Source organism: Ruegeria sp. YTSC106, from assembly GCF_059609765.1.
Map to the genome: position 1 here is coordinate 203,320 of NZ_JBXWMI010000006.1, position 22,918 is coordinate 226,237.

23 protein-coding genes are annotated in these 22,918 nt (G+C 57.4%); 16 read left to right on the forward strand and 7 right to left on the reverse strand.

Annotated elements, in window-relative coordinates:
• Nucleotides 1–169: 169 nt before the first annotated feature.
• From AC2FEB_RS10650 to AC2FEB_RS10710, 13 genes are all read left to right on the forward strand, one after another.
• Complete coding sequence (locus tag AC2FEB_RS10650) at nt 170–970, forward strand: transporter substrate-binding domain-containing protein (RefSeq protein ID WP_299638427.1); 801 nt, start codon at nt 170–172, stop codon at nt 968–970.
• A 105-nt stretch (nt 971–1,075) separates the two neighbouring features.
• Nucleotides 1,076–1,705: an amino acid ABC transporter permease gene (locus tag AC2FEB_RS10655; protein ID WP_299638424.1), complete on the forward strand. Its 630-nt coding sequence runs from the start codon at nt 1,076–1,078 to the stop codon at nt 1,703–1,705.
• Nucleotides 1,706–1,716: 11 nt separating this feature from the next.
• Nucleotides 1,717–2,379, forward strand: coding sequence for an amino acid ABC transporter permease (locus tag AC2FEB_RS10660; RefSeq protein WP_117873924.1), 663 nt, complete (start codon nt 1,717–1,719; stop codon nt 2,377–2,379).
• A complete protein-coding gene (locus AC2FEB_RS10665; RefSeq protein WP_117873926.1) occupies nt 2,376–3,098 on the forward strand; it encodes an amino acid ABC transporter ATP-binding protein in 723 nt (240 codons plus the stop codon). Before AC2FEB_RS10660 ends, AC2FEB_RS10665 begins: the two co-directional genes overlap by 4 nt.
• Before the next feature lie 39 nt (nt 3,099–3,137).
• Nucleotides 3,138–4,097, forward strand: a complete 960-nt coding sequence (locus AC2FEB_RS10670) for a dihydrodipicolinate synthase family protein (protein ID WP_117873928.1) — start codon at nt 3,138–3,140, stop codon at nt 4,095–4,097.
• On the forward strand, nt 4,088–5,020 hold the full coding sequence (locus AC2FEB_RS10675; protein WP_496884023.1) for a 4-hydroxyproline epimerase: 933 nt from the start codon (nt 4,088–4,090) through the stop codon (nt 5,018–5,020). Before AC2FEB_RS10670 ends, AC2FEB_RS10675 begins: the two co-directional genes overlap by 10 nt.
• 66 nt (nt 5,021–5,086) lie before the next feature.
• Nucleotides 5,087–6,337 (forward strand): NAD(P)/FAD-dependent oxidoreductase, encoded by a 1,251-nt coding sequence (locus AC2FEB_RS10680; RefSeq protein ID WP_496884024.1) that lies wholly within the window; start codon nt 5,087–5,089, stop codon nt 6,335–6,337.
• A gap of 15 nt (nt 6,338–6,352) precedes the next feature.
• A complete protein-coding gene (locus AC2FEB_RS10685; RefSeq protein WP_496884025.1) occupies nt 6,353–7,456 on the forward strand; it encodes a cis-3-hydroxy-L-proline dehydratase in 1,104 nt (367 codons plus the stop codon).
• 7 nt (nt 7,457–7,463) lie between these two features.
• Nucleotides 7,464–8,489 (forward strand): trans-3-hydroxy-L-proline dehydratase, encoded by a 1,026-nt coding sequence (locus AC2FEB_RS10690; protein WP_496672599.1) that lies wholly within the window; start codon nt 7,464–7,466, stop codon nt 8,487–8,489.
• 315 nt (nt 8,490–8,804) lie between these two features.
• Nucleotides 8,805–9,485, forward strand: a complete 681-nt coding sequence (locus AC2FEB_RS10695) for a GntR family transcriptional regulator (protein ID WP_117874114.1) — start codon at nt 8,805–8,807, stop codon at nt 9,483–9,485.
• Nucleotides 9,486–9,557: 72 nt separating this feature from the next.
• A complete protein-coding gene (locus tag AC2FEB_RS10700; RefSeq protein ID WP_496884026.1) occupies nt 9,558–11,072 on the forward strand; it encodes an aldehyde dehydrogenase (NADP(+)) in 1,515 nt (504 codons plus the stop codon).
• A 227-nt stretch (nt 11,073–11,299) separates the two neighbouring features.
• Nucleotides 11,300–11,584, forward strand: a complete 285-nt coding sequence (locus AC2FEB_RS10705) for a malonyl-CoA decarboxylase domain-containing protein (protein ID WP_496672594.1) — start codon at nt 11,300–11,302, stop codon at nt 11,582–11,584.
• Between the two features lie 5 nt (nt 11,585–11,589).
• Complete coding sequence (locus AC2FEB_RS10710; protein ID WP_496672591.1) at nt 11,590–13,104, forward strand: malonate--CoA ligase; 1,515 nt, start codon at nt 11,590–11,592, stop codon at nt 13,102–13,104.
• Nucleotides 13,105–13,314: 210 nt separating this feature from the next.
• Here the strand turns inward: AC2FEB_RS10710 and katG are convergent, their stop codons facing one another.
• Entirely contained in the window at nt 13,315–15,495 is a 2,181-nt protein-coding gene (katG, locus tag AC2FEB_RS10715) for a catalase/peroxidase HPI (protein ID WP_496672588.1), read from the reverse strand.
• Between the two features lie 107 nt (nt 15,496–15,602).
• Between katG and AC2FEB_RS10720 the strand changes: the two genes are divergently transcribed.
• The gene (locus tag AC2FEB_RS10720; RefSeq protein WP_496672585.1) at nt 15,603–16,535 is read left to right on the forward strand and encodes a hydrogen peroxide-inducible genes activator; all 933 of its coding nucleotides are present in this window, start codon (nt 15,603–15,605) and stop codon (nt 16,533–16,535) included.
• A 49-nt stretch (nt 16,536–16,584) separates the two neighbouring features.
• Here the strand turns inward: AC2FEB_RS10720 and AC2FEB_RS10725 are convergent, their stop codons facing one another.
• Nucleotides 16,585–17,166: a carboxymuconolactone decarboxylase family protein gene (locus tag AC2FEB_RS10725; protein WP_496672582.1), complete on the reverse strand. Its 582-nt coding sequence runs from the start codon at nt 17,164–17,166 to the stop codon at nt 16,585–16,587.
• A 153-nt stretch (nt 17,167–17,319) separates the two neighbouring features.
• On the opposite strand from AC2FEB_RS10725, the gene AC2FEB_RS10730 reads away from it, so the two are divergent.
• The gene (locus tag AC2FEB_RS10730; protein ID WP_496672579.1) at nt 17,320–18,426 is read left to right on the forward strand and encodes a hypothetical protein; all 1,107 of its coding nucleotides are present in this window, start codon (nt 17,320–17,322) and stop codon (nt 18,424–18,426) included.
• Here the strand turns inward: AC2FEB_RS10730 and AC2FEB_RS10735 are convergent, their stop codons facing one another.
• The 4 genes from AC2FEB_RS10735 to AC2FEB_RS10750 are packed head-to-tail and all read right to left on the reverse strand — an operon-like array spanning nt 18,427 to nt 21,336.
• On the reverse strand, nt 18,427–19,476 hold the full coding sequence (locus AC2FEB_RS10735; RefSeq protein ID WP_496672576.1) for an aromatic ring-hydroxylating dioxygenase subunit alpha: 1,050 nt from the start codon (nt 19,474–19,476) through the stop codon (nt 18,427–18,429). It lies immediately after the preceding gene.
• A 5-nt stretch (nt 19,477–19,481) separates the two neighbouring features.
• Entirely contained in the window at nt 19,482–19,817 is a 336-nt protein-coding gene (locus tag AC2FEB_RS10740; RefSeq protein WP_496884027.1) for a carboxymuconolactone decarboxylase family protein, read from the reverse strand.
• Between the two features lie 10 nt (nt 19,818–19,827).
• The gene (locus tag AC2FEB_RS10745; RefSeq protein WP_496672572.1) at nt 19,828–20,586 is read right to left on the reverse strand and encodes an amino acid ABC transporter permease; all 759 of its coding nucleotides are present in this window, start codon (nt 20,584–20,586) and stop codon (nt 19,828–19,830) included.
• Nucleotides 20,587–20,595: 9 nt separating this feature from the next.
• A complete protein-coding gene (locus AC2FEB_RS10750) occupies nt 20,596–21,336 on the reverse strand; it encodes an amino acid ABC transporter ATP-binding protein (RefSeq protein ID WP_117873952.1) in 741 nt (246 codons plus the stop codon).
• Nucleotides 21,337–21,457: 121 nt separating this feature from the next.
• Here AC2FEB_RS10750 and AC2FEB_RS10755 point away from each other — a divergent pair, with 121 nt between their 5' ends.
• Complete coding sequence (locus tag AC2FEB_RS10755; RefSeq protein ID WP_117873954.1) at nt 21,458–22,228, forward strand: transporter substrate-binding domain-containing protein; 771 nt, start codon at nt 21,458–21,460, stop codon at nt 22,226–22,228.
• A gap of 53 nt (nt 22,229–22,281) precedes the next feature.
• On the opposite strand, the gene AC2FEB_RS10760 is transcribed toward AC2FEB_RS10755, so the two are convergent.
• Nucleotides 22,282–22,890, reverse strand: a complete 609-nt coding sequence (locus tag AC2FEB_RS10760) for a helix-turn-helix domain-containing protein (protein WP_117873956.1) — start codon at nt 22,888–22,890, stop codon at nt 22,282–22,284.
• Nucleotides 22,891–22,918: the final 28 nt, after the last annotated feature.

Below are 22,918 nucleotides of genomic sequence, written 5' to 3' on the forward strand. Positions count from 1 at the left end.
CAGCGAAACCTCAAGACAATCAATGAGCGACCAGGCGTTCTTTGAATAATTGTTCCGTCCGATAGCCGGGTAGAGGCGCATGCCGATTAGGCCCGATAGAACTTTTTTGTGGATGTTGGATACAATATCCGTTATTCGTGTTCACATCTTTTGATTCAGGGAGGATCACATGCTCAAGAAACTCGTCGCACTGGCGGCCTTCACTACTTTCACAACAGGCCCTGCGATGGCGGACACGCTCGACGATGTCGTGGATCGCGGCACTCTTCGATGTGGCGTTGTTCTGGACTTTCCGCCGATCGGGTATCGCGACGCCAACAACGAACCGGCGGGTTTTGACGTGGAATACTGCAATGATCTGGCTGCGGCGCTTGAAGTTGAGGCGGAAATCCTGCCTTTGACCTGGGCCGAGCGCCTGCCGGTCATCGTGACCGGGCGCGCAGATGTCGTGTTCGGTGCGACCTCGGACAGCCTCGAACGGGCGCGGACCGTAGGCTTTTCCATTCCCTATGCAATCTACTACGCGCAGGGCGTCGTGAACGCGGACAGTGGGATCGAAACCTTCGAAGACATCCGCGGTAAACGGGTCGCCGCCGCGATTGGCACAGTGCCAGAGCAGGAATGGCTAAAGATCGCTGCCGAATGGGGTGAAGAAGGCAACTATCAGGGCTACCAGTCGGAAAACGAGGTGTTTCTGGCGGTCGCACAGGGCAAGGCCGATATCGGTATCACCACCAACACCGCCGTTCTGCCGATCACCCAGCAGTATGAAACCGTGCTGGCCGGTCCGCGTATGCCCTGGACCACCGATTACACCTCGGTCGTTGGCAAAAGACAGGACGTCACCTGGCTGAACTTCCTGAACCTGTTTGTTACACATCAGGTGCGTTCGGGCCGTTATCAGGAACTGTGGGGCAAATATGTCGGAGGCGAAACACCCGAGCTGCGCATTCCCGGTGTGATGTACTGATCCCACTCCCAAACACTCTTTCGCCGGGCTTCTGCCGGGCGAAAGAGCTGGGTAACTTCGGAAAAGAAACCTGTGTTCGATTATAACTTCCACTGGCGGCCGGTCATGAAAAGCCTGCCGGACTTGCTTGAGGCATCGCTGCTGACCTTGCAAGTCGCGGTAATGGCGATGATCCTCGGCATCATCATCGGCCTGTGTCTGGCATTGACGCGCATGCACCTGAAGGGGCCGATGTATTGGTTTGCTTCAACCTGGGTCGAACTGGCACGTAATACACCTGCTTTGTTCCAGCTGTTCTTTTTCGGCTTTGGGCTTGGCGCATTCGGCCTGCACCTGTCGCCTTACTTCATTGTGCTGGCCGCGTTGACATTCAATTGTGCCGGCTATCTGGCCGAGAACTTTCGCGGAGGCTTTCAGGCCGTTCCCGAGACTCAGTTACGCGCCTCTCGTTCTCTGGGCATGACTGCGTGGCAGGCTTACACACGCGTGGTGATCCCACAGGTGTTTCGCATTGTCTATCACCCAATCACCAACCAGATGGTCTGGGCCGTGCTCATGTCATCGCTGGGCATGCTGGTCGGCTTCCGGGAACTGTCAGGAGAGACGCAGTTCTTTGCCTCACGCACCTTCCGCATCTTCGAATATTTCGCCGTCACGGCGGTCATCTACTACGTGATCGTCAAAATCATTCTCGGAGCCTCACGCCTGCTGGCGACCCGGCTCTTTCGCTACTGAAGGACGCTCGGATGCAACCCACTGTCAGCTTTTTCAGCAGCTTCAACATCAATGATCTGTGGTTTCTGGCCGAAGCCGCCCTGCGGACACTCTGGATTTCAGTTCTGTCAATAACCATCGGAACGTTTCTTGGAGTGGTGTGCGGGTGGATCCTTTACGAAGGCAAACTGGCAGCCACCCTGACAGTGGCCCCGTTTCTGGACATTTTTCGTTCGGTGCCGTTGATCATCCAACTGGTGCTGTTCTACAACTTTGCGCCCATTGTCGGGCTTAACCTAGACCCGTTTGCCTCGGGCGTGGTGATCCTGTCGATCTACACTGCGGCTTTGGTTGCGAATGTCGCGCGCGGCGGGATCGAGGCCGTCGGCGCGCCGATGCGCCGTGCCGCGCGCAGTCTGGGCATGACCTATTGGCAGGACTTGCGCTATGTCGTCTTCCCTATCGGCGGACGCGCAGTGTTCCCGGCATGGGTCGGTGTTGCACTGGGTGTGATGAAGGACAGCGCATTGGTGTCGGTATTGGGCTACGTCGAATTGCTCAAGGCTAGCCAGATCCTGATCACCCGAACGCAGGAACCCTTCTTGATCCTGACAATCGCGGGCGCGTTCTACTTCGCGCTCAGCTATCCAATTTCGCGCTATTCCGCGTCTCTTGAAAAAAGGTGGGCCCAATGATCGAAATTCGCGACCTGCACAAGTATTTCGGCGCGCTGCATGTGCTGAAAGGTATCGATCTGGATGTGCAGAAAGGTGAGGTCCTGTCGGTGATCGGCGCGTCGGGTTCCGGCAAATCGACCCTTCTCTATTGCATCAACGGGCTGGAACTGATCCAGCAAGGCTCGGTCAGGGTCGATGGCACCGATGTTCATGCGAAGGGCACCGACATCAACAAGCTGCGCACAAAGCTGGGGATGGTATTTCAGCAATGGAACAGCTTTCCCCACCTGACAGCGCTGGAAAACGTCGCGCTCGCCCCCAAAATCGTCAAAAGATTGTCAAAGCAAGAGGCCCGTGATGTCGCGGCCAAACAACTGACCCACGTCGGCTTGGGCGAAAAGCTCAACGCCTACCCCTCGGCCCTGTCCGGCGGCCAGCAACAGCGTCTGGCCATCGCCCGCGCGCTGGCGATGGAACCGGAATACATGCTGTTTGATGAGGCGACGTCGGCGCTGGATCCCGAACTGGTGGGCGAGGTTCTCGACACGATGCGCCTTTTGGCCGAAGAAGGGATGACCATGATCTGTGTCACGCACGAGATGGGTTTCGCACGCGATGTATCGGACCGGGTTGCTTATTTCCATCGGGGTGTGATGGAAGAGATTGGCCCACCCGGGCAAGTATTCGGTGATGCGCAATCCGAAAACACCCGTAAGTTCCTGGCCAATGTGCGCTAAGTGCACCGGTCCCCTGAAACAACGAGGAAGATCAACTTCATGTCCAAGAATATCTTCACCGGCACCATGCCAGCCCTGATGACCCCCTGCAAAGCCGACCGGACACCGGATTTCGATGCTCTGGTCAAAAAGGGCAAGGAAATGATCGAGGCAGGCATGTCGGCCGTCGTGTATTGCGGCTCTATGGGCGACTGGCCGTTGCTGTCAGTTGCCGAACGCATGCAAGGCGTCGAACGCTTGATCGAGGCAGGCCTGCCCGTCGTCGTCGGCACAGGTGCGATAAACTCGAAATCTGCCGTGGCCCTGGCTGCGCATGCGCAAAAGGTCGGCGCGGCAGGGCTTATGGTCATCCCACGTGTGCTGTCGCGCGGATCGTCCATCGCGGCACAGCGTAACCACTTCAAGGCAATCCTGTCAGCGGCACCGGATATCCCGGCTATCATTTACAACAGCCCCGTTTACGGCTTCGCCACCCGCGCCGATTTGTTCCTGGAATTGCGTGCGGATCATCCGAACCTGGTTGGATTCAAGGAATTCGGCGGCAAAAGCGATCTGCGTTATGCGGCGGAACACATCACCTCGAAAGATGATCAGGTGACACTGATGGTGGGCGTGGATACCGAAGTTTATCATGGCTTCGTCAATTGCGGCGCCACGGGTTCGATTACAGGTATCGGTACCGCCTTGCCCAAAGAGGCACTTCTGCTGGCTGCCCTGTGTCAGAAAGCGGCGGCGGGTCATACCGAAGCGCGCCTGCGCGCGCGTGAGCTTGAAGAAGCCTTTGGCGTGCTGGCCAGCTTTGACGAAGGCACCGATCTGGTGCTGTATTACAAACACCTGCTGGTCCTGAACGGCGAAGAGGAATACCGTTTGCACTTCAACGAAACCGACGAACTGACCGATGCCCAGCGCAACTATTGCGAACAGCAATACAGCCTGTTTCGCACCTGGTTTGCCGACTGGTCCAGCCAGGGTGGGGTCATCGCTGAATGCATGTGATCGACAGCCATACCGGAGGCATGCCCACGCGGGTTATCCTGGACGGCGGCCCCGATCTGGGGTCGGGCCCGCTGTCCGAGCGCGCACAACGCCTGGCCACCGAGCATGAGGCTTTCTACAAATCGGTCCTTCTGGAGCCGCGCGGTCAACCCGGCATGGTCGGGGCGCTTCTTGTCACCCCGGAAACGTCAGGCTGTGAGACCGGCGTGATCTATTTCGATGCCGACGCCGTTTTGGGCATGTGCGGCCATGGCACCATCGGGCTTGGGGTCACTCTGGCGCATCTGGGCCGGATTGGGCCGGGGACGCACAGGGTTGAAACGCCGGCCGGCGTCATCTCGGTTGACCTGTTGGACGCCAACACCGTGCGCGTCACCAATATCGAAAGTCGCCGGGTCAGGGCCTCTGTATCTGTTGATGTCGACGGCCATGGAAAAGTGACCGGCGATCTGGCCTATGGTGGCAACTGGTTCTTCATTGTCGATCCCAGTCCGATAGAAGTGAACCCCGGCAACATCCGAGCCCTCACTGACCTGACCATTGCAATACGCGAAGCCTGCATCGCGCAAAACCTGCGTGGTGAAAACGGGGAACCGGTGGACCACGTGATCTTGCAGGACAAATCCCCTGACGAAAACGTTCACAGCCGGAACTTTGTCCTGTGCCCGGACGATCAATACGACCGATCCCCGTGCGGGACCGGCAGTTCGGCGCGTCTGGCCTGTCTGGCGGCGGATGGGGTTCTGGTTCCCGGAGGAGAGATCGTGCAGGAAAGCGTGATCGGCAGTTCTTACCGACTAAGCTATCAGCCCGGCCCCAATGGCGGCGTCATCCCGACCCTGACCGGGCAGGCCCATATCATGGCCCAGGGCAAAATGATTTTCGCGCAAAACGATCCGTTCCGCAGTGGGATCCTTCTTTGACAAAACTATCGGGGATTGGCGCAATCCGGCCCCCGGTACCGAACCACAGTTTGAAAAGATCTGGCCATGCTGCAAGACAACCTGACGGATATTGTTGTGATCGGCGCTGGTATCATTGGGATCAGCACGGCACTGGAATTGCAAAAGCGCGGCAAACAGGTTCTGGTGTTGGATCGCGAAGGCGTAGGAGCTGGTGCCTCGAAAGGGAATGCCGGAGCTTTTGCCTTTACCGACATCGTGCCGTTGGCCACCCCCGGGATCATGCGCAAAGCTCCGAAATGGCTGTTTGATCCATTGGGTCCGCTTTCAATCCCCCCCTCTTACGCTTTGAACATCGCACCGTGGATGCTGAGGTTCTGGCGGGCCAGTTGGCAGGATCGCTATGCTGCTGCTCTGTCTGCACAGGCTGCTTTGATGGATCACAGCCGCGCGGCGCTGGAACGCCAGATTGCGGATGTCGACGGCGAAGCGCTAATGCAACGCGAAGGCCAGTTGCAGTTGTTCGAAAGTGAAGGCGAATTCCGCGCCAGTCTTCCCACGTGGGATATCCGCAAGGATCACGGCATCCCCTTTGACCTGCTGGATAGCCCCGACGCGATTGCGGAAATCCAGCCCGGGCTTCACCGACGATTTACCCACGCGGGATTTACGCCCACCTGGATGAACACGGTCGATCCGGCCAGTTGGACAAGACATTTGGCCACCCGGTTCACTGCGCGTGGCGGTCAGGTTCAAATCGCGGCAATCAACGCGCTCACACCGATGGATGCAGGCGTACACCTGACGACTTCGATCGGTGAAATTGATGCAAGACACGTGATCGTGGCCGCCGGGGCCTGGTCTCACCAACTCGTGAAAACCCTGGGCGATCGCATCCCTCTTGAAACCGAGCGCGGTTATAACACCACCCTGCCCGAAGGGGCCTTTGACCTGCGCACCCATCTGACCTTTGGTGGACATGGGTTCGTGGTGACACGGATCAACGGCGGTGTGCGCATCGGTGGTGCGGTCGAGTTGGGAGGGCTGGAACTGCCGCCCAATTACAAGCGGGCCGACACGCTGCTGGCAAAGGCCGGGCGCTTCATGCCTGATCTGAACCTAGAAGGCGGTACGCAATGGATGGGGTTCCGGCCATCGCTTCCCGACAGTTTGCCGGTGATCGATCGCTCGCCCCGTGCGTCACAGGTTTTTTATGCCTTTGGACACGGACATCTGGGCCTGACGCAATCCGCAGGCACGGCGGATCTGGTCGCGGATCTGGTCACGAACGCCAAGCCCGCGCTCGACATGAAGCCTTACGCATCCACACGCTTCTGATCTGGAGAACATCACATGAGAATCACCGCACTGAACGTATATCAGGTGGATCTGCCGCTGAAGGAAGGTCGTTACAACTGGTCCAATGGCAACTATGTCGAAGTCTTCGACAGCACCGTTCTCGAGATCATCACGGATGAAGGTCTGAAGGGTTATGCCGAATGCTGCCCGCTGGGATCGGCTTATCTTCCGTCCTTCGCACTTGGCGTCAGGGCCGGGCTGGCCGAATTATCGCCACATCTGATCGGGCAGAATCCGCTTAATATAGGCCAGATCAATCGCACCATGGATGCTGCCCTGCGTGGCCACCCCTATGCCAAGGCTCCTGTTGATATTGCCTGCTGGGATCTTCTGGGCAAGGCGACCGGGCAACCGCTTTACACCCTTTTGGGCGGCGCGGCACAGGAGGATGTGGTGCTTTATCGTGCGATCAGTCAGGAAGCGCCGGACATCATGGCGCGAAAGATCGAAGGCTATGCAGCCGAAGGCTACACGAAGTTTCAACTGAAAGTGGGCGGCGACGCCAATGACGACATCGACCGCATTCACGCCACCCGCGCGGTTCTGAAAAAGACCGATCTTCTGGTGGCAGATGCCAACACTGGCTGGACCCGACACGAGGCTGCTCGTGTCGTGGGCGCGGTCTCGGGTCTGGATGTCTATGTGGAACAACCCTGCTTGACCTATGAGGAATGCGTTTCGATCCGCCGCCGTACTGCGCTGCCGTTTGTGATGGATGAGGTCATCGACACTCCCAACACATTGGTTCGCGGCATTGCCGACGACGCTATGGATGTGATCAATCTGAAAATCTCCAAGGTCGGTGGTTTGACCAAGGCAAAACTGATGCGGGATCTGTGCGTGGCGCACGGTATTCCCATGACCATCGAGGACACATGGGGCGGCGACATCACCACAGCCACCATCGCCCATCTGGCGCGGTCAACACCGTCCGAGTTCACGTTCTCGGCCACCGATTTCAATTCCTATGGTACCGTGGACATCGCCGAAGGCGCACCAAAGCGTGTCAATGGCCGGATGACCGCAACAGATCGTCCCGGTCTGGGCGTGACACCGATCTTCGACGCGCTGGGTGCCCCTGTCGCGCAATATAGCTGAGGTAAACATGCGCAGCAGCAAAACCGTACATGTGATCTCGGCCCATGCCGAAGGTGAGGTTGGAGATGTCATCGTTGGAGGTGTCGCCCCACCGCCGGGCGACACTCTCTGGGATCAGCGAAGCTTCATCGCGCGGGATCAAACCCTGCGCAACTTTGTTCTGAACGAACCGCGCGGCGGTGTGTTCCGGCATGTCAACCTTCTGGTTCCGCCAAAACACCCCGAGGCGGATGCCGCCTGGATCATCATGGAACCCGAAGACACGCCGCCCATGTCGGGGTCCAACTCAATCTGTGTCTCAACCGTATTACTGGATAGTGGGATCATTCCGATGAAAGAGCCGGAAACTCATATGGTGCTGGAGGCACCGGGAGGGCTGGTCCGGGTACGTGCGGAATGCCGCGATGGCAAGGCACAACGCATCTTTGTCCAGAACCTGCCCAGCTTTGCCGACAAGCTGTCGGTCCCGCTCGAGGTATCCGGACTGGGCACGATCACGGTAGATACCGCTTATGGCGGCGACAGCTTTGTGGTCGTCGATGCGCAGACGCTTGGGTTTGCAATCGTCGATCATGAGGCCCGCGACATAGCCCGGTTGGGGGTAAAGATCACAAACGCCGCCAATGAACAGCTTGGGTTCTCTCATCCCGAGAACCCGGACTGGGATCATATATCGTTCTGCGCCTTTTGCGGACCGCTGAGCGAGACGGAAACCGGTCTAAGCGGCAAGTCCGCCGTGGCGATCCAGCCGGGTAAGGTTGACCGTTCGCCGACGGGTACCGCGGTGTCTGCCCGCATGGCGCTGATGGCAGCCAAAGGGTTGATGAAACCCGGCCAGACCTTCGAGGCGGTTTCGATCATCGGATCACGATTTACCGGTCGGATCCTTGACACAGCGCAGATAGGTGGCCGCCCGGCAATCGTTCCTGAAATCAGCGGTCGCGGTTGGATCACCGGAATTCATCAGCACATGCTGGACCCTGACGACCCGTGGCCGGGTGGTTATCGACTGTCTGACACCTGGGGTGTCTGAGATCTGATGTCGCGCAATTTTCGTTGATGGCAAAGTCTGCATATCCGCGACCCGAGTTTGGTAGTTCGGGATAACTCAAGGCCCTGGCCGCCGATAACCGCCCCACCAACACTTAGGGTTAAGGACGGTTGATCTTGTTTCAAACCTGCTTGCCTTCACTTTGACAGAGGTGGGATTGATACATCCTGGATGATGGATTCATCACCAGATCCATACTTTTCAAACTCTCTGAAATGGGTCGAAATCCAAGTTCGGCTTGGAAAAGTCGGTGATTACGGGTAATTGTATCCAAAAAACCGCGGCGGGATATTGGAAATGGCAGGAAAACGCGCGATCACGAAACAAAGCCTACCGGACGTCATCGCAAATGATCTGCGTGAACGTATCCTGAGCGGCGAACTCGCCGAAGGTGAGACGATCCGGCAGGAAGCACTGGCCGAGGAATATGATGTCTCGCGTATGCCAATCCGCGAGGCGCTGAAACGCCTGAATGCCGAAGGCCTGGTACAATGGGCCAACAATCGCGGCGGCTCGGTGACCAAACACTCCCTCGACGAAATCGGTGAGATTTTCGATCTTCGCATCCTGATCGAAGTGGATCTGTTTCGCCGAGCCATCCCTAATATGGGCCCAAGGGAATTTGCTCGTTGCGACGAGATACTCAAGCAGATGGAAGCGTCATACGATGAAAATGACGTCGGCAAGTGGGGGATACTGAACTATCAATATCACTCGGCGCTTTATGCGGCTTCACAGCGGAAGCTGACCAACGAATTGCTGGACCGCGTCAACCTGCAATCGGATCGCTATGTAAGGATGCACCTGAGCGTGATGAAACAGCGCGAACCCGCAAAAAAGGAACATCGTGATCTGTTGCGGCTGGCCCGGGAAGGCAAGGTGGACAAAGCATGCGAGGTCTTGACGCAGCACATACGCCGGACGAAGGAACAGCTTCTGGAAATGATCGCCTCGAAGCGCGGGACAGACGAACCCTAAGGCGGTCTTGCATGTCCTGTCATTTTGGATACATTATCCATTAGACTGGACATCATGAAATACGAGGCCCAAATGAACTTTACTCCGCATGGCAAGCATCTGATCGCAGGCAACTGGATTGCAGGTGACGATTTCTTTGCATCACAACCCGCACATGGGCTATCGCATGACTATTCGAAAGGTCGCATTTCAGACGTCGATGCCGCTGCGCAGGCCGCGGAAGATGCCTTTTGGAGTTATGGCTATTCCACTCGGGAAGAACGTGCCGCCTTCCTGAACACCATTGCCGACGAGATCGAAGCGCGCGCCGATGCAATCACCGAGATTGGCACACAGGAAACCGGCCTGCCCGAAGCTCGGTTGCAAGGTGAGCGAGGCCGCACGTCGGGGCAGCTAAGGCTGTTTGCAACGCATATCATCAGCGGCGATTATCTGGACCGGCGCCACGACGGCGCGCTGCCGGACCGTGCACCCCTGCCCCGGCCCGATCTGAAAATGATCCAGCGTCCGATCGGCCCGGTTGCAGTGTTCGGCGCATCAAATTTCCCGTTGGCGTTTTCCACCGCCGGGGGGGACACCGCCGCCGCACTGGCTGCCGGCTGCCCGGTTGTCGTCAAAGGCCACAGCGCCCATCCCGGCACCGGCGAGATCATCGCTGAAGCAATCTTCGCTGCTGCCCGCCGTTGCAACATTCATCCCGGTGTTTTCAGCCTGATCCAGGACGGCGGGCCGGCTGTGGGTTCAGCCTTGGTGCAGCACCCTCTGATCAAGGCAGTCGGGTTCACCGGGTCGCTTACAGGCGGTCGCGCCCTGTTCGACCTGTGCGCCGCGCGCCGCGAACCGATTCCGTTTTTTGGTGAGCTCGGATCGGTCAACCCCATGTTCATTCTGGGTGCGGCACTCGCGAACCGGGGCGAAGACATCGCCAAAGACTGGGCCGGATCGCTGACCATGGGCGCAGGTCAGTTCTGCACCAACCCGGGCGTCGTCGTGATACCGGCAGGTGAAGCAACAGACCGTTTCGCCGAGATCGCACGGACCGCATTGACCGAAGTTCCGGCGCAGACCATGCTGACCGACGGCATCGCCGAAGCCTATCGCAACGGTCAGGCCCGCGTCGCGGAAACCGGTGGCGTTCAGGAGGTTCTGACGTCGATATGCGACCAGCGCAACGCAGCCCCCTTCCTTTACCGAACAAGCACCTCGACATGGCTGGCCAACGAAACCCTCGCAGAAGAGGTGTTTGGCCCGTTGGGCATCATCGTTACCGCCGAAACATCCGACGAGATGCGCGACGTCGCGCGCAGTTTGCACGGTCAGTTGACCTGCACGCTGCAAATGGACGAGGCCGACATGGACATGGCCCGGTCCCTGCTGCCGATCCTTGAACGCAAATCCGGGCGCGTGTTGTCCAATGGCTTCCCCACGGGGGTCGAGGTGTGCGACAGCATGGTCCATGGCGGCCCCTACCCGGCTTCGACCAATTTCGGTGCCACATCTGTCGGCACATTGTCGATCCGACGTTTCCTGCGTCCTGTTTGCTATCAGAACCTGCCGGATGCCTTGTTGCCGGAACGATTCTCGTAGAGCTTCGGGGGAACGCCCGCTCGCCGACACTGTGAGAGCAATAAGCACTGCAGAGGCTGGCGGTTGCATTTGAAGCCAACCGTCAACCTCTGCCGAGCGATCTTGGTTCATCCTTTCTGTTTCAGCGCCCGCGTAAAAAGGATGGGGCAGAACCGCCACCTTTAAGCCTGCATGTTCAACCACGGTATTCTGGTGTTGCGTCCGATCAACCGGGAAAGTCCGACCAAATGAGAGCTTTGGCACCGAATTGCTTGATGAACGCCAAAGGAAAAGGGAGCACGCCCTTCGATCCGATTGCGCAGTTTCATTTGGGTAACAGTGCGCTTACTCATTCGCTGCATGCTAACGCAGACACCGCTCAGTGCGTTGGCGCCATGGTCAACTACCTGTATGACTTGACCCGCGTGGCCCTGAACCACGAACAATTCACCAAAACCCATGAGATGACCGCCTCAACCGAGACAAAATTCTCCGCTGCATCCACCTCTCTCTCCATGCTTCAAGAAAGGTAAACCTGATGGCTAACCCCCTCTATGACGGCCTGTTCGGCATTCATGCTGGCAAACGCACACCTTTTTTGCGGCTGCTGGATGGGACAACAATCACCCATCAGGACTTTCTCGGCAACGCGGCGCAGATCGCGCATGTCGCCACGCGTCTGGGTCTGAATCCCGGTGATCGCGTTGCGGCGCAGGTTGAGAAGTCACCCGAGGCGCTGGCGCTTTATGCAGCTTGCGCCCAAGCCGGTCTGGTGTTCCTACCGCTCAATACCGCCTACACGGTAGATGAATTAACCTATTTCATAGAAAACAGTGGAGCCGCACTGATTATCTGTGACGCCAAAAGTGAGGAAAAACTGACCCCTGTCGGCGCGCAGCTGGGGGCGCGAATAGAGACCCTCAACGCGGATGGCAGCGGGTCCCTGACAGATCAGGCCGCAACCATGCCGACAAGTTTCGAAACCGTCGCCCGCGATGGCGAGGACCTGGCCGCGTTCCTCTATACATCGGGAACCACAGGCCGGTCCAAGGGGGCCATGCTGACCCAGAATAATCTGCTGTCGAATGCACAGACACTGATCAAGGAATGGCGCTTCACCTCGCAGGATGTGCTTCTGCATGCCCTGCCAATCTTCCACACCCACGGGCTGTTCGTCGCGACCAACATCATGCTGGCCGCGGGCGGATGCATGATCTGGCTACCAAAATTCGATCTGGATCAGATCATAGACAATTTGCCCTATGCCACGTCGATGATGGGCGTCCCAACCTTCTATACGCGCCTATTGGACGACCGCCGCTTTACCAAGGAACTGGCCACCCATATGCGCCTGTTCGTATCGGGATCGGCACCACTGCGGGCGGAAACCCATGTGCAGTTCGAGAAACGAACGGGTCATCGCATCCTTGAGCGCTACGGCATGACTGAAACCAACATGAACACGTCAAACCCTTATGACGGCGATCGGCGCGCCGGAACGGTTGGGCACCCGCTACCCGGGGTTGAACTGAAGATCTGTGATTCAGACGGCAATACCCTGCCCGTGGGCGAGATCGGCGAGATTGAGGTGCGTGGGCCCAACGTCTTCAAAGGCTATTGGCAGATGCCTGAAAAAACCGCTGCCGAACTGCGCGACAATGGCTTTTTCATCACCGGTGATCTGGGCCGCATCGACGACGATGGCTACGTCCATATCGTTGGTCGCAACAAGGATCTTATCATCTCGGGCGGTTACAACATTTACCCCAAAGAGATCGAGCTGGTTCTCGATGATCAACCCGGTGTATTGGAAAGCGCCGTGATCGGCGTGCCGCACCCAGATTTCGGTGAAACGGTTGTTGGTATCATCGTGGCAGAGCCCGGCCAGACTCCCGATCCGGATGCGATAACAGGGGTGGTACGCGAAGGTCTGGCGCGGTTCAAGCATCCGCGCAAGCTGATCGTTGTGGATGAACTTCCCCGCAACACGATGGGCAAGGTTCAAAAGAACATTTTGCGTGACCGATACAAAGACATGTTCATGGCCGTGTGAGTGAGTCTCCGCAAAACGGAAATCTACGGGTCCTGAGCCGAACTGGATGTCGTGATCGGCAAAGACGCAAAAAACGTGACAGCATCCGAAGTGGTGTATCGCGTCGACAACGGTCTGTCGGAGCATGATTGCGGCATAGCGGGCATTAGCGGATGCAGCCCCCTGAAAAGATAATCAGGCGAGGGTATCCTCGCCTGGTTTTTTCATGAGTCAGGCAACCAGATCGAACCGGTCGTTGTTCATGATTTTGGTCCATGCCGCCACAAAGTCGCGTACGAACTTCTCGGCGTTATCGTCCTGAGCATAAACCTCTGCATAACCGCGCAGGATCGAGTTCGAGCCGAAGACCAGATCTGCGCTGGTTGCGGCGAACTTGACCTTACCCGAGGCGCGGTCGCGCAGTTCGTAGGTTCCGCCGTCAACCGGATGCCAGCTCAGCGCCATATCCGTCAGGTTGACAAAGAAGTCTGTTGTCAGCTGACCCAGCCGGTCAGTGAAGACACCATGTGGCGATCCGCCATGGTTGGCACCCAGCACACGCAGGCCACCGACCAGAACGGTCATCTCGGCTGCGGTCAGACCCAGCAGTTGCGCGCGATCCAGCATCATTGCCTCAGGAGATACTGCGTATTCCTTCAGTTGCCAGTTGCGGAACCCGTCCGCCAGCGGCTCAAGCACCGAGAAACTGTCCACATCGGTCTGCTCGTCCGACGCGTCGCCGCGACCGGCCGAGAACGGAACCGCCACGTCAAAGCCTGCGGCCTTGATTGCCTGCTCCAGTCCGACATTGCCCGCCAGAACGATCACGTCGGCAATCGAGGCACCGGTTTCCGCTGCGATCGGCTCCAGCACACCCAGCACTTTTGCCAGACGCTCGGGCTCGTTGCCTGCCCAGTCCTTTTGCGGCGCCAGTCGGATGCGCGCCCCATTTGCGCCACCGCGTTTGTCCGAGCCACGGAAGGTGCGGGCACTGTCCCAGGCTGTGGTGATCATCTCGACTGCCGTCAGGCCGCTGTCTGCGATCTTCGCCTTGACGGCATTTATGTCATAATCTGTCGAACCAGCCGGGATCGGATCCTGCCAGATCAGGTCTTCTGACGGCACGTTTGGACCATAATAGTTGACGCGTGGACCCATATCACGGTGAGTCAACTTGAACCAGGCACGTGCAAATGTATCGGCAAAATAGTCCGGATCCGCCATGAACTTCTGACAGATCGCGTTGTAGGTCGGGTCGACTTTCATCGCCATATCCGCATCAGTCATCATGGGCATGCGACGAACAGACGGGTCGGTCGGGTCGACCGGCTTTTCGTTTTCGGGCATGTCGACGGGCTGCCACTGATGGGCGCCGGCGGGCGATTTGCCCAGCTCCCACTCGTAGCCGAACAGGTAGTCGAAATAGCCCATGTCAAACTTCAGGGGCTCTTTCGTCCACGCCCCTTCGATCCCAGAAGTAAAGGCGTTGGTCGCTTTACCGTTCTGATCAGGGTTCTCCCATCCCAGACCCTGGCTGGACACGGGGCAGGCTTCGGGCTCGGCGCCGATATTGTCGCCTGGCATCGCACCATGGGCCTTGCCGACCGTATGACCACCGCAGGTCAACGCCGCAGTCTCTTCGTCATCCATCGCCATACGGGCAAAGGTTTCACGGATATGCAGCGCGGTTTTGGAAGGATCCGGATTGCCGTTCACGCCTTCGGGGTTCACATAGATCAAGCCCATATGCACCGCACCCAGAGGGTTTTCCAGCGTACTGGGAGTTTCCAGATCGCCATATCGGTTCTCGGACGGGGCCAACCACTGGTTTTCCGACCCCCAGTAAACATCTTTCTCCGGGCCCCAGATATCTTCGCGACCAAATCCGAAGCCAAAGGTCTTCAGCCCCATGGCTTCATATGCAACGGTTCCCGACAGAACGATCAGGTCAGCCCAGGAAAGCGCGTTGCCATATTTCTTTTTCACCGGCCACAACAAACGCCGGGCTTTATCCAGGCTGGCGTTGTCCGGCCACGAGTTCAGCGGCGCAAACCGGATGTTGCCCGAACCGGCGCCACCTCGACCATCCCCCAGACGATAAGACCCGGCCGAGTGCCACGCCAGACGGATCATCAGGCCACCGTAGTGACCCCAGTCTGCCGGCCACCAGTCCTGACTGACAGTCAGCAGCGCCTCGACATCGGCGCGAACCGCCTTGAAGTCCAGCCCTTTGACCGCTTCGCGGTGGTTGTAATCCGCATCCATCGGGTTCGTGCGCGTGTCGTGCTGGCTCAGAATGTCCAGATTCAGCGAATCCGGCCACCACTTGGTAACGGAATTGCCCGTTCCAGTATTGCCGCCATGCATGACAGGGCAGCCGCCGGATTGGTGATTGTGGGGGGTACCGTCCATTGTAAATCTCCTGAGTATTTACCTAGGGGTTCAGATATCTTGACTCGTACCTTACAGCTTCGATAATTGGAAATTTGTAATTACTATCGTTGCGATTAGTTTTTCATATGAAAGCACTCACGCTTAAACACCTGCGCTATTTCGAGGCGCTCGCCACGCACGGCCACTTTGGAAAGGCCGCCGCGGCCAGTGCGATATCGCAGCCCGCGCTTTCCATACAAATCAAAGAGCTGGAAGCAATCATGGGTGGGCCGCTGGTCGAACGCGCGGCCCGTCAAACCCGCCTGACAGCACTTGGCGAAGACGTGCTGAAACATGGCCGCGAAATCCTGACCCGGGTGGAGGATTTGGGGAATTTGGTGCAATCCCCCTCAGGCCCTTTGTCCGGCCGCATCAGAATCGGGGTCATTCCCACAGTTGCACCTTATTTGCTGCCCTCGATCATCAAAGCTTTGTCGCAACGTTTCCCGCAACTGACCATCGAACCAAAGGAAACGATAACCAAGACGTTAATCGGTGAAATACTGGATTCAAAACTGGATTTTGGCGTCGTTGCCCTGCCTGTCTCGGAACCCAACCTCCGAGAATTCTCGCTGTTCAACGAAGACTTTCTGTTGGTTCGCCCGGCGCAGGATGCCAACCTGCCGATGCCAAGTTCCTCGCAGCTCAGAACCATGCGCCTGCTGTTACTGGAAGAGGGGCATTGCTTCAGGGATCAGGCCCTGTCCTTCTGCTCAATCCGCAATATCGAACCGCAGCACATCATGGAGGGCAGTTCGCTTTCTACACTGGTTCAGATGGTCGGTGCCGGCATCGGTGTAACTCTGATACCGGAAATGGCGGTTGGGCTGGAAACCCGATCCGCGGATGTGTCCATTGCCCGGTTTCAGGACACACCGCCGACGCGGACGATTGGTCTGATCTGGCGGAAGACCAACCCGCTTAGCGAAAATCTATTGAAGATCGGCGCAATCATCCGCAAAACAGCGGAAGAAAACACGTGGGGCATGAAACCACCGCAACCCAAAGCTATCAGCTGACCCCCCAAAACGTTGTTCCACGGCACGGAACCAGACCCGCCGCAACCCATCAGTCGTCACCCGTATAAAAGCCGATCACATCATTCTCGGTCGTTGCGCCAAGACCGTTCAGCAATCGGTTGGAATAGTTGAAATAGGCGCAGACCTGGTTGACCTCCAGGATCTCTCCGTCTTCACAGCCTGCGATCTTGAGCACTTCGAAGTCGGACTTGACCATTTTACCGACATCCGTCGTCAGCTTGGCGGCATAGCGCAGCAGCGCCAGTTCTTTGCCTTCGAATTCATCCTCGGGCCGATGGGCCTTGAGCGCGACAAAAATCCGGTCGCTGCGCGGCTGGTCCTTCAGCAGGTTGCGCACGTTCATGAAGTGATGGGTCAGTGAATAGGTGCAATCATTCAGGATCGAAGTATAGCTGGCGACAACCTCGAGAAACCAGAATGGCAACTTGTTGTCATCGGAATGCAGGACCGAACGATACAGCGTCACATGCCCGTTCATCGTTTCGGGGCGCAATGAATGCACACGCATGACAGTGTCAACGGTGCCATGAGGGGTGCGGGCCTTGTCCAGCAGCTCTTTCAGGCGGCCGTCGGCCTTGCCGTCCGAGATCATCTCGATCCAAGCACTCATTGCTATGTCTCCTGTCCTGTTCGGGCCCAGCTTATGAACAAAGCCCTCAAGCATGTCAGTTAATTTTTTTCTTAAGGTGAAATTTTTTCTGGATCACAGAAACGTGAAAGATGTAAAACACCAACGCGGGGGATTTGTTGAGGATCAGCGGAAATGCACAGTCCAGATCTCATGGCGGGTGCTGAAAACCTGTTGTTCAGATGCGGTGGCCTGACGGCGGGCGACCAGTTGCTTGTGGTCTGCGAAGATGCGGCCAACGGTTATTATGATGCCGAGATCACAGGGGCTATCGTCGACTGTGCCCGACAGAACCGGATCAAAACCGCAGTTCGAACTCTCCCATTCGAACCCATGGGTCCCTTGGTGCCTGAAGAGCTGAAATCGGCGATGAAGTCGGCGGACTGCACCCTGTTTCTGTCCCGCACCGGCGATCAGATAAGGTTCGACGCGGGCATGGAGGACGTTCGGCCCATCATGTCGTATGCGCTGGACGCCGGAATGCTGGCGTCGGGTTTCGGGCGAGCCAACTACACCGGGTTCGTCGAGCTGAAAAACGCTGTCAACACGCTGCTGGCCAACGCCGGGCGCATCCACGTGACCTGCCCGCTTGGCACCAACTTCGCTGGCCCGGGCGCCGCCTTCCCGCCATCAGGTGCCACGGATGTCAGCATCACGCGTTTTCCGATGTCGGTTTTTGCCCCGGTTCCCGCGCAGGGGTTCTCTGGTGTGCTGGTTCAGGACGGGTTTCTGGTCGGCACCGGATCGAAGTTCTATGAACCATACGGCTGTGACCTGCGAGAACCGCTGACCATCCGGTTCGAAAACAACCGCCTGACCGATTTTGACGGCCATCCCATGGATGTGCATTGCGCGCAGATGCATTACGAAAAGGTCGGTCGGATGTTCGGTCTTGATCCCCTGACCATGCATTCCTGGCACGCAGGTATCCATCCGGGCTGCGCCTATACCACCCCTGCCCAAAGCAGCTTTGAACGTTGGAGCGGATCTGCCTTTGGCAATCCGCGCCTGGTGCACTTTCACACTTGCGGGCATTATGCGCCGGGTGAGATTTCACTCAACGTGCTGGATCCCACGATCCGGGTGGATGGTGTTGCAATCTGGGATGCCGGTGTTCTCCGGGCCGATCTGTTGCCAGGTGGAACGGAAATCCTCGAACAGTATCCCTGTATCAAAGCGGTGTTCGACGACCCGGCCCGACACGTAGGCCAGGGCGCGAACGGGCGCTTGTCGGCCGGTTGATCAGCCAGCCTCCTGCGCAATCAGTTTTGCAACCCGCGCGCGGAAGCGCATCGCGCCCGCGTCCAGCCCGAGGTTGATATAGCCGGTCTTGCGCCGTGCCATGCCTGTTTGGACGTATTCCAGAACCTCTTTGTCCTCGTTGAAGGCCATGACCGCGCCCTCAAACATGCGCTGCGACATGGCTGCGTCATCCGCGTGCATGTTGCGGTGCTGGAACCAGAAATACCGAGAGGTTTCCGCATCGACCGGCGTGATGAAATTGTACGAAATGTTCACAAAGGCATTGGGCGACATCGGTCGATCCGCCCCGCCCTCATCCGTCGGAGTGTAAACGGACATGTTGATCGCAGTGGACGGCAGACGGCATTCGTAATGCTGCTTGCGGTCACAACTTGGCCCAAACGGCAGTATCGGCGCGTAGTAGGGCGGCGCGGGTTCGTCCGCGATCCAGCGCGAAACAATGACACCGCTTTCGGTTTCTTCAAGATCCAGCGGGCGGTTGTCGGTCCCTGCCCCGGCAAACGAGGTCAGATGCACCCAGGCCACATGGCTTGGATCCAGCAGGTTGTCGATGATGTAAAGGTAGTGGCACGCCATCTCCATCGCTCCGGTCCGGGTCTTGCCCCAGGACGGGTTGTCGAAATTGGGGATATCGATGATATCGTCAGTGCTGGCGTTATCCGGGTCTCCCATCCAGAGCCACAGAAACCCCCAGCGATCTTCGGCCGGGAAGGCATGCACGGCGGCGCGGCGCGGAGGATTGTCCAGCTGTGTGGGGGCGCTGACGCATTCACCGCCGCAGCCGAAAGTCAGACCGTGATAGCCGCAAACCACATGGTCCCCTTCAATGGTGCCCCGAGACAGCGGCAGCTTTCTATGCGGGCAAGCGTCCTCCAACGCGATCGCTTTACCTGTTGTGTCACGATAGACTACTATCTCTTCGCCCAGCATTCGCACGGCGTTCAGGCTGCGGCCAAAATCCTCGGATCGTCCGGCGACATACCAGCTGTTGCGAATAAACCCCTCTGCTCCGGCCAGATCAGGACGCATGTTTCTTACTCCGAAAACACATCAAAAGCATTGAGCGCCTTGGCGCTATACGCATAGGACGGCCCTCCGCCCATATAGGTGGCCATGGCCAACGCCTCGCACATCTCTTCGCGGGTAGCGCCCAGCCGGACCAGCGCACGCACATGAAATCCAATGCAACTGTCGCAGCGGGTCGCGATCGCAATGCCAAGCGCCATGAACTCCTTGGTTTTCTCGCTCAGCGCGCCATCGGTCTTGGCGGCCTTTCCCATGATGCCAAAGCCGCGCACTGTTTCAGGCACCTCCTTTGAAAAGGCCCCGATATTGGCCTCGGTCTCGGCCATGAAATCTTTCCAGTCCATTTTTTGCTCCTTATCCGCGCTCGTCCGCGCCCATACGACGCTCCAGCCAGCGCACCCCGGCTGAGATGATCAGAACCAGGATCAGATACTCGAAAATCAGCAGGGTATAGATTTCCAGCGGGCGGTATTCCGTCACCACCAACTCATTCGCGCGGCGGGTCAGTTCCTGCATCCCGATGACGCTGGCGAAGGCGCTCATCTTGACGATGTAGATGAACTGGTTTGCCAGCGGCGGCAGAATACGCCGGATTGCCTGTGGCAGGATCACGTAGCGCATGGTCTGCACATAGTTCAGCCCAATGGTTTGCGCCGCCTCGCGCTGGCCTCGGGCAATGGACTGAATCCCCGCGCGGTAGATTTCGGCAGTAAAGGCACTGTCAGAAATCGCCAACGTAAGGATCGCACCCCAAAAGGGATCAATGGGGATGTTCACCCCCATGGACTGAAACACGATCGGCAAGCCGTAAAACACCCAAAACAACATCGGCAGCAGAGGGATGGCGCGGATGAACTCCACGTAAATTCGGTTAAGCATCCGCCAGCCGCGTTTCTCGGACAACCCCGGCAAGGCGACCAGCAGCCCGATGGCGATCGAAATAACGGCGGCGATCAACGAAATCTGGATCGTCGCGCCCATGCCCGAGATCAAGAATTTCACATTGGTCCAACCCGACTCTGTGGTCGGATCGATCACGTACCAGCCCCAGGTCTGGGACGACGAACATCCTGCCAGCAGAAAAAGTGGAAGAATCAGAAGGGTTTTTTTCATCGGCTCAACTCAGTGCTGCAAAATCTGGCTGAGGAATTGGCGGCACCGTTCGGATTGAGGTGCCGTGAAGAAATGTTCGGGGTTGCCTTCCTCGACAATTTCGCCTGCATCCATGAAGATCATCTTGTCCGCCACCTTGCGGGCAAATCCCATCTCGTGCGTGACAACCACCATGGTCATGCCCTCATTCGCCAGTTCGACCATCACATCCAGCACTTCCGAAATCATCTCGGGGTCCAGCGCCGAAGTGGGTTCATCAAACAACAAGACGCGCGGCTCCATGCACAGGGATCGCGCTATGGCGACGCGTTGCTGCTGACCGCCCGACAACTGAATGGGCTTTTTTTCGGCCTGATCGGGAATATGCACCCGATCCAGATAATGACGTGCTTTTTCCTCTGCCTCTTTGCGGCTGAGACCGCGCGCTTTGACCGGGCCCAATGTCAGGTTCTCCAACACGGTCAGATGAGGGAACAGGTTGAATTGCTGGAACACCATGCCGACCTCGGACCGGATTCTGGCCACGGATTTTGCCTCATCCGTCAACTCGATCCCATCTACGCGAATGGTTCCTTTCTGGTGCTTTTCCAACTGGTTGATACATCGCACAACAGTGGATTTTCCTGACCCGGACGGTCCGCAGATCACCACCTTTTCGCCGCTGTTAACTGTCAGATTGATATCTTTGAGAACGTGAAACGTGTCGAACCACTTGTTCACGCCCACAAGTTCGATTGCGGCGTCTGGCATAAGCTGAGCTGCCCCTGTTTTAGTCCCAGTATAATATTTTCTTGAGGTTATCTTTCCCTTTGGGCTTAAATCAATGAAGAATACGGCCACAAGGTCGAAACGCCACCAACGGGAGAAACCTATGAACACTTTTTGGAAAGCTGCGGCAGCCGCTGCGCTTGGGCTTGTATTGTCAGGCGCTGCCAACGCGCAATCTGCACTAAACGAGGTGCTGGATTCCGGCGTGCTCAAGGTTGGCACCACGGGCGATTGGAACCCCATGTCCCTCCGCGACCCTGCAACCAACAGCTACAAGGGGTATGACATCGACATCATGAACGAGCTGGCCGCCGATCTGGGTGTTGAGGTCGAATATGTCCCTACAGACTGGAAAACACTGGTCAACGGTGTGGTGGCAGGCAAGTATCACCTGACCGGGTCAGCTTCGATTTCGCCACCGCGTATGAAGGTCGCGGGCTTTTCCGACAGCTATATTTCAGTGGAGCTCTTCCCATACACGACGAAGGATAAGGCCGACAAATTCGACGGTTATGACTCGATCAACCAACCCGGAGTGACGGTTGCAACGACTTTGGGCACCACATTCGAAAAACGAGTCCGCGAGTGGTTCCCGAATGCTGAGATCAAGGTGGTCGAGGCGCCGGCCCGCGGTTTTCAGGAAGTAATCGCCGGTCGGGCCGACGTGTTCATCACGTCGAACATCGAAGGTTCGACCCTGGAGGAAAAGTTTCCCATAGTACGCGTCAAAAACGCGGGCCCCCGTTCGCCGTCGCCCATCGCGATGATCCTGCCGCAGGCGGATCAGGTCTGGATAAACTATGTGAACAACTGGATCGAAGTGAAAAAGGCACAAGGGTTTTTCGAAGCAAATCGCAAGAAATGGGGTCTCTGACCCTTTTCACATTGCTTTGTTCCCCGAACGCCCGGCCCTGTTGCCGGGCGTTTTCAATTGTCGCCCGACACGGCTTTGGAAACTACGGTGACAAAGCTGACCTTGTCTGTTTTCAACTCGATCGGCCCGTGGGTGGCATTTGAATCAAAACTCAGGCTGTCGCCCGGACGCATATGATAAGCCGCTTCACCGCAACCATAGACCATCTCACCAGCTGTAACATGGATGAATTCGACACCCTGGTGTTGGTAAAGCGGACGTTCGTCCAACGGGCCTTCCAATGTAACGCTGAAACTCTCGAAACTGACATGTTTTGCTTCCGCCCGACCGATCAGCTTGTAACTGTGCCCAAAACCGCTGCCCAACCGTTGAACGGTTACGCCTTCGCCTGCGGCCACAAATGACACGTCCGTGCGTTCGACCGTACCGGCGAAAAAGTTGATCAGGGGAACGCCAATTCCTCCTGCCAGGGCCTCAAGCGTCGCCAGTGAAGCAGACACCTGACCGCGCTCGATCTTGGAAATCATCGCCGTGGATACACCGGACCGCTGAGACAGTTCGGCCAGAGTCAACCCTGTCAGCGTCCGGTGAGTCTTAACTGCTGACCCGACCAGTTGATCCAGAGGCGGTTTTTCGGCGGAAAGAACAGGTGAATCTTCCATTTGCGAAATCTATCGACACGAATGAAAA

Excerpts from the sequence above, each read along its gene's own strand:
- AC2FEB_RS10760 (WP_117873956.1), bottom strand. The coding sequence starts at position 22,890 with ATGGAAGATTCACCTGTTCTTTCCGCCGAAAAACCGCCTCTGGATCAA.
- AC2FEB_RS10675 (WP_496884023.1), top strand. The coding sequence starts at position 4,088 with ATGCATGTGATCGACAGCCATACCGGAGGCATGCCCACGCGGGTTATC.
- AC2FEB_RS10710 (WP_496672591.1), top strand. The coding sequence starts at position 11,590 with ATGGCTAACCCCCTCTATGACGGCCTGTTCGGCATTCATGCTGGCAAA.
- AC2FEB_RS10690 (WP_496672599.1), top strand. The coding sequence starts at position 7,464 with ATGCGCAGCAGCAAAACCGTACATGTGATCTCGGCCCATGCCGAAGGT.
- katG (WP_496672588.1), bottom strand. The coding sequence starts at position 15,495 with ATGGACGGTACCCCCCACAATCACCAATCCGGCGGCTGCCCTGTCATG.
- AC2FEB_RS10655 (WP_299638424.1), top strand. The coding sequence starts at position 1,076 with ATGAAAAGCCTGCCGGACTTGCTTGAGGCATCGCTGCTGACCTTGCAA.
- AC2FEB_RS10670 (WP_117873928.1), top strand. The coding sequence starts at position 3,138 with ATGTCCAAGAATATCTTCACCGGCACCATGCCAGCCCTGATGACCCCC.
- AC2FEB_RS10730 (WP_496672579.1), top strand. The coding sequence starts at position 17,320 with ATGCACAGTCCAGATCTCATGGCGGGTGCTGAAAACCTGTTGTTCAGA.
- AC2FEB_RS10745 (WP_496672572.1), bottom strand. The coding sequence starts at position 20,586 with ATGAAAAAAACCCTTCTGATTCTTCCACTTTTTCTGCTGGCAGGATGT.
- AC2FEB_RS10735 (WP_496672576.1), bottom strand. The coding sequence starts at position 19,476 with ATGCGTCCTGATCTGGCCGGAGCAGAGGGGTTTATTCGCAACAGCTGG.
- AC2FEB_RS10705 (WP_496672594.1), top strand. The coding sequence starts at position 11,300 with ATGAGAGCTTTGGCACCGAATTGCTTGATGAACGCCAAAGGAAAAGGG.
- AC2FEB_RS10725 (WP_496672582.1), bottom strand. The coding sequence starts at position 17,166 with ATGAGTGCTTGGATCGAGATGATCTCGGACGGCAAGGCCGACGGCCGC.
- AC2FEB_RS10665 (WP_117873926.1), top strand. The coding sequence starts at position 2,376 with ATGATCGAAATTCGCGACCTGCACAAGTATTTCGGCGCGCTGCATGTG.
- AC2FEB_RS10755 (WP_117873954.1), top strand. The coding sequence starts at position 21,458 with ATGAACACTTTTTGGAAAGCTGCGGCAGCCGCTGCGCTTGGGCTTGTA.
- AC2FEB_RS10650 (WP_299638427.1), top strand. The coding sequence starts at position 170 with ATGCTCAAGAAACTCGTCGCACTGGCGGCCTTCACTACTTTCACAACA.
- AC2FEB_RS10680 (WP_496884024.1), top strand. The coding sequence starts at position 5,087 with ATGCTGCAAGACAACCTGACGGATATTGTTGTGATCGGCGCTGGTATC.
- AC2FEB_RS10720 (WP_496672585.1), top strand. The coding sequence starts at position 15,603 with ATGAAAGCACTCACGCTTAAACACCTGCGCTATTTCGAGGCGCTCGCC.
- AC2FEB_RS10695 (WP_117874114.1), top strand. The coding sequence starts at position 8,805 with ATGGCAGGAAAACGCGCGATCACGAAACAAAGCCTACCGGACGTCATC.
- AC2FEB_RS10700 (WP_496884026.1), top strand. The coding sequence starts at position 9,558 with ATGAACTTTACTCCGCATGGCAAGCATCTGATCGCAGGCAACTGGATT.
- AC2FEB_RS10750 (WP_117873952.1), bottom strand. The coding sequence starts at position 21,336 with ATGCCAGACGCCGCAATCGAACTTGTGGGCGTGAACAAGTGGTTCGAC.
- AC2FEB_RS10740 (WP_496884027.1), bottom strand. The coding sequence starts at position 19,817 with ATGGACTGGAAAGATTTCATGGCCGAGACCGAGGCCAATATCGGGGCC.
- AC2FEB_RS10660 (WP_117873924.1), top strand. The coding sequence starts at position 1,717 with ATGCAACCCACTGTCAGCTTTTTCAGCAGCTTCAACATCAATGATCTG.
- AC2FEB_RS10685 (WP_496884025.1), top strand. The coding sequence starts at position 6,353 with ATGAGAATCACCGCACTGAACGTATATCAGGTGGATCTGCCGCTGAAG.